4 protein-coding genes are annotated in these 4,163 nt (G+C 44.5%); 2 read left to right on the top strand and 2 right to left on the bottom strand.

Annotation, left to right across the window (positions count from 1 at the left end):
- Together O3A65_08895 and argH are read right to left on the bottom strand one after the other, a co-directional pair.
- Window positions 1–342, bottom strand: a 342-nt coding sequence (locus O3A65_08895; GenBank protein MDA1332575.1) for a disulfide bond formation protein B, incomplete at its 3' end; no start/stop codon positions are given.
- A 36-nt stretch (window positions 343–378) separates the two neighbouring features.
- On the bottom strand, window positions 379–1,776 hold the full coding sequence (gene argH, locus O3A65_08890) for an argininosuccinate lyase (GenBank protein MDA1332574.1): 1,398 nt from the start codon (window positions 1,774–1,776) through the stop codon (window positions 379–381).
- 140 nt (window positions 1,777–1,916) lie between these two features.
- Here argH and hemC point away from each other — a divergent pair, with 140 nt between their 5' ends.
- Together hemC and O3A65_08880 are read left to right on the top strand one after the other, a co-directional pair.
- The gene (gene hemC / locus O3A65_08885) at window positions 1,917–2,954 is read left to right on the top strand and encodes a hydroxymethylbilane synthase (GenBank protein ID MDA1332573.1); all 1,038 of its coding nucleotides are present in this window, start codon (window positions 1,917–1,919) and stop codon (window positions 2,952–2,954) included.
- A 15-nt stretch (window positions 2,955–2,969) separates the two neighbouring features.
- Entirely contained in the window at window positions 2,970–3,731 is a 762-nt protein-coding gene (locus O3A65_08880; GenBank protein MDA1332572.1) for a uroporphyrinogen-III synthase, read from the top strand.
- Window positions 3,732–4,163 lie beyond the last annotated feature (432 nt).

Genomic DNA, 4,163 nt, shown 5'->3' with positions numbered 1-4,163 from the left:
CTCCGCTAATGGGAATGTGTCTACTACAAAGCCGAGGTCTGCGCCACAATCAAATATCTCTGGTGGGTTGTGTTCAAGCCAGACATGCCGCAGGGCAACGCCAGATCCAAGTCCCGAAATTAGGATGATGAGCCAAGAGGATATTTGTGAAAGAAACTTCTTTGTGGAAAAAGGTAGAGAAATTAGGGCGGTCACGCCAATGAGAATAAACGCATATCGTTGCAAGATACACATCGGACAAGGTGCCAGTCCTTTGGAGTGTTGAAGGAATAGTGCGAAAGCAATCAGCCCGAAACAGCCAAAAAATTCCGCCAATCTGATATTTTTTTTAGATATGGTCATATTAATTCTTTAGATGTTTAATAAGGGATTGGATGTTTACGCAATAAGTTTTCGAGCGTTTGAGATGGCAGACATGACGGCTTGCGACCCAGTGCCTCCAATATGGTTACGGCTCTCCAGAGCTTGCTCTGGCGATAGCAGCCCCACCATTTCTTTGCTGATCAGTGGCGATATATTTTGAAGCTCCTCTATGGTTAAATCGATAATATCTACATTCTGTTGGCTGGCCGTCTTTACTGCTTTCGCAACAACTTCGTGTGACTCCCTAAAGGGAAGACCTTGTCGTACGAGATGATCAGCGAGATCAGTGGCTGTTGCAAACCCTCGTGCAGTTGCATCGCGCATGGCCTGTTTGTTCACGGTAATGCCTGTCAGCATATCGGCATAGACTAAAAGTGTGTCGCGAATAGTTTGCGCTGTATCAAACAATGGTTCTTTATCTTCTTGGTTGTCCTTGTTATAAGCAAGTGGTTGGCCTTTCATTAAGGTGAGTAGTGAAACGACATGTCCATAGACTCGACCGGTTTTCCCACGCACCAACTCTGGGACATCCGGATTTTTCTTTTGAGGCATCATTGACGAACCAGTACAAAAGCGATCTGCTATTTCAATAAAATTGAACTGTGGGCTCATCCAAAGAATGAGTTCTTCCGACAATCTCGATAGATGTGTCATCAGTAGGGCCGCCGCAATACAAAACTCTATTGCGAAATCACGATCGGATACGGCGTCTAAAGAATTTTCACACACACCATCAAAGCCAAGTTTTTTAGCAACACTCAATCGATCAATCTTAAAAGTGGTGCCAGCAAGAGCTCCCGAGCCTAGAGGAAGTCGATTTACTCTTTTGCGTAGATCATGAAATCGTTCTGCATCACGCTTGGTCATCTCAAAATAGGCCATTAAATGATGTGCAAAAGAGATGGGTTGAGCAACCTGTAGGTGAGTGAGGCCAGGCATGACTGTTTGGACATGCTGTTCTGCAAGATTCAGGAGATTCGATTGAAATTGATGTATCAATTTAATTATTAAATCTACTTGGTCTCTGACGTAGAGTCTTATGTCAGTTGCAACTTGATCATTTCTTGATCGTGCGGTGTGAAGCTTTTTCCCAGCGTCTCCGATTAATTCGGTGAGGCGGTGCTCAATGTTGAGGTGTACGTCTTCGTAGTCGATTGACCAATTAAAGTCGCCGTTATGGATCTCGGTTCTGATTTGGATAAGGCCTCTTTTAATATCATGAAGGTCTGCATCGCTAATTATTTCCTGTTCACACAGCATCTCGGCATGTGCGATTGAACCCTCAATATCATATTCAGCAAGTTGATAGTCAAAGTCGACGGAAGCCGTATATCTTTTGACGATTTCGTCCACGGGTTCGTCGAATCGACCGGACCAAGCAGTTTGACTACTTTTTTTATCTTTATCACTCATAAATTAATTTTATGTTTATTTCCTTAAACGAATATGAATATTTTAGTGGTTTTGAAGGAATATAAGCGTATTTGTCAGTAAGCATATAACGAAAAATAATATTTCGCACTTGTGGACGAGTAAGGTGGTCTTGGTGAGGTATGATTAGGTTAACTGATGATGGTGTAGTGCTCGAGTTAACAAACCCGAAGTGCCAGCCTGATTACTGTCACTCAAACTTGCATATTTTGGTTGACGAACTGGAAGCGATTAGAATGAGTAAAGTGGTTATCGCGACTCGAGAGAGCGCATTAGCGCTATGGCAGGCAAATAGAATAAAAGATTTGCTATTGAAAGCTGAGCCGAAGTTACAAGTGGATATCCTTGGTATGACAACCGAGGGCGATCAAAGATTAGAAGCGTCTCTCGCTGAATCTAGTGGTAAGGGATTGTTTGTTAAAGAGTTGGAGCAAGCGATGCTCGATGGACGGGCAGATATCGCGGTTCATTCGATGAAAGATGTACCCGTCGATCTTCTGCAGGATTTTTGCATATCGGCCATTTTAGATCGTGAAGATGTTAGGGATGCGTTCATTTCTTCAAAGTACCAGAATCTGAATGAAGTTCCGAAGGGCGGGGTCATCGGGACATCCAGCGTTAGGCGGGAGAGTCAAATAAGAAACCAATTTTCTGGGTTAAATGTGCGTCCATTGAGAGGGAATGTCCAAACGCGTTTGCGAAAACTCGATGAAGGTCGGTTTGATGGCATCATTTTGGCTGCAGCTGGATTAGAAAGACTAGGTCTTCGAGAGCGAATTGTTCAATATTTGCCAGTTGATGTCAGCATCCCATCCGCAGGACAAGGGGCTTTGGGAGTTGAGTGTCTGGAGCAACGACAGGACATGCGTGATTTATTAAGCAGGTTAGACGACGAGCCAACTAGGGTATGTGTGGAGGCAGAACGCTTTATTTCCCGATCATTGGGGGGTTCATGCAGGACTCCGTTGGGGGCCTATGCCCGCTTCTCAAGGAGCGATCTTGAAATGAGTGCCTTTGTGGCGGCGCCAGACGGATCGAAATGCCTGAGGGTGGAGGGACGAGACGAAAAAAATAAAGATGGTGCTATGCGCCTGAGTCAAAAACTGGTTAACGAGTTGATTTCCCTGGGCGCTCGAGGGCTTCTTGATGGAATTGAATAGGCTTATACCGTGGAGGTGAAGTCTTTAGAGGACAGAAGAATCTTGATCGCAAGGCCTCGGGCGCAAGCTGAGTACCTTATGAAACAAATAGAGACTCGAGCGGGACGAGCATTGCTTTGCCCCGCCATTGATATTATCGAGTTGCCACGTGATCCAATTAGTTTGGCAGCAACATACAATGCCATTATTTTTGTGAGCCCTACGTCGGTTGAGATGGGTTGGGCAAAAGTTATGGGATTGATAGAGGGTTCTCGAAATGTATTGATTGCCGCTGCGGGTCGTGCTACTGCGGATAAAATTATGGCTGAAGGTTTTGAGGCGTTCTTTGCCGAGGGGCAGGGTGGTGCTCATGCACTTGTGAAAGGCCTGCGAGATCTTTTAGATTTGTCCAATGCTACGGTGTTAGTAGTCAATGGTGAAGGGGGGGATGGGCGCTTAGAACAATCATTAGAGCGCGAGGGAGCCAAAGTCGAAACCTATGCGTGTTATCGTCGATTGGATATTCGAGATATAAGTCAATTGGAGGGTTTGGACCAACTGGATGCTGGGCTTGACGCATGGATTGCTACTAGCCGGCGATCAATAGGTAATATTTTGGCTCAGTTTAAGGGGCGAGAGACAAAGTTGACAGCTATCCCATTGTTCGTGAATCACTCTGCTATTGCCCATGAGGCGCTCATCAGAGGTGTAACAACCGTTTTTGTCTGTCAAGATGCAGGTAAGGCGATGATTCAAAGTCTTGAAGATTGGTTTATGTCGTTAGAATTAAAAAAATAAGGGGGATTTTTCTTGATAGATCAATAGAATTTGGAATAAAAAATTCTGATGTGAATAGATGATCTTGATGATTTTCGCTCCTCGGCTGAGGACTCGGAATTATCTAGAAAACTTCAGCGCACTAAGTTTTCTACCTTTATTGCGTTATGTAATTTGTTTATAGCCATACCATCTGGTGTCTGGTTATTTTCGGGCAAGTGACGCGTTGGAGGCCAATACAGAAGTGGCATATGAACTTTCTGTTTTGTACCGAAGAATGAACCGTTTAAAAGAGTCAAAAGTGCAGTTGGAATTATCTGTGGCACGACAAGTCGCTAAGGGCGATAGTTAAGTATGGGTGACATATGAACAAGTACGTTAAAACGAAGAAACCCTCGCGTAAGGAATACGTACTTAGAAAGGATATGAGGCTTCTTGGAGGTATGCTCGGAG

This window comes from Pseudomonadota bacterium, assembly GCA_027624715.1.
Taxonomy (GTDB): domain Bacteria; phylum Pseudomonadota; class Gammaproteobacteria; order Burkholderiales; family Eutrophovitaceae; genus Eutrophovita.
This window is presented reverse-complemented; position numbering and strand designations above follow the sequence as displayed.

Bases quoted from the DNA above. Each gene is read 5' to 3' on its own strand.
- argH (MDA1332574.1), bottom strand. From the start codon at position 1,776: ATGAGTGATAAAGATAAAAAAAGTAGTCAAACTGCTTGGTCCGGTCGA.
- hemC (MDA1332573.1), top strand. From the start codon at position 1,917: ATGATTAGGTTAACTGATGATGGTGTAGTGCTCGAGTTAACAAACCCG.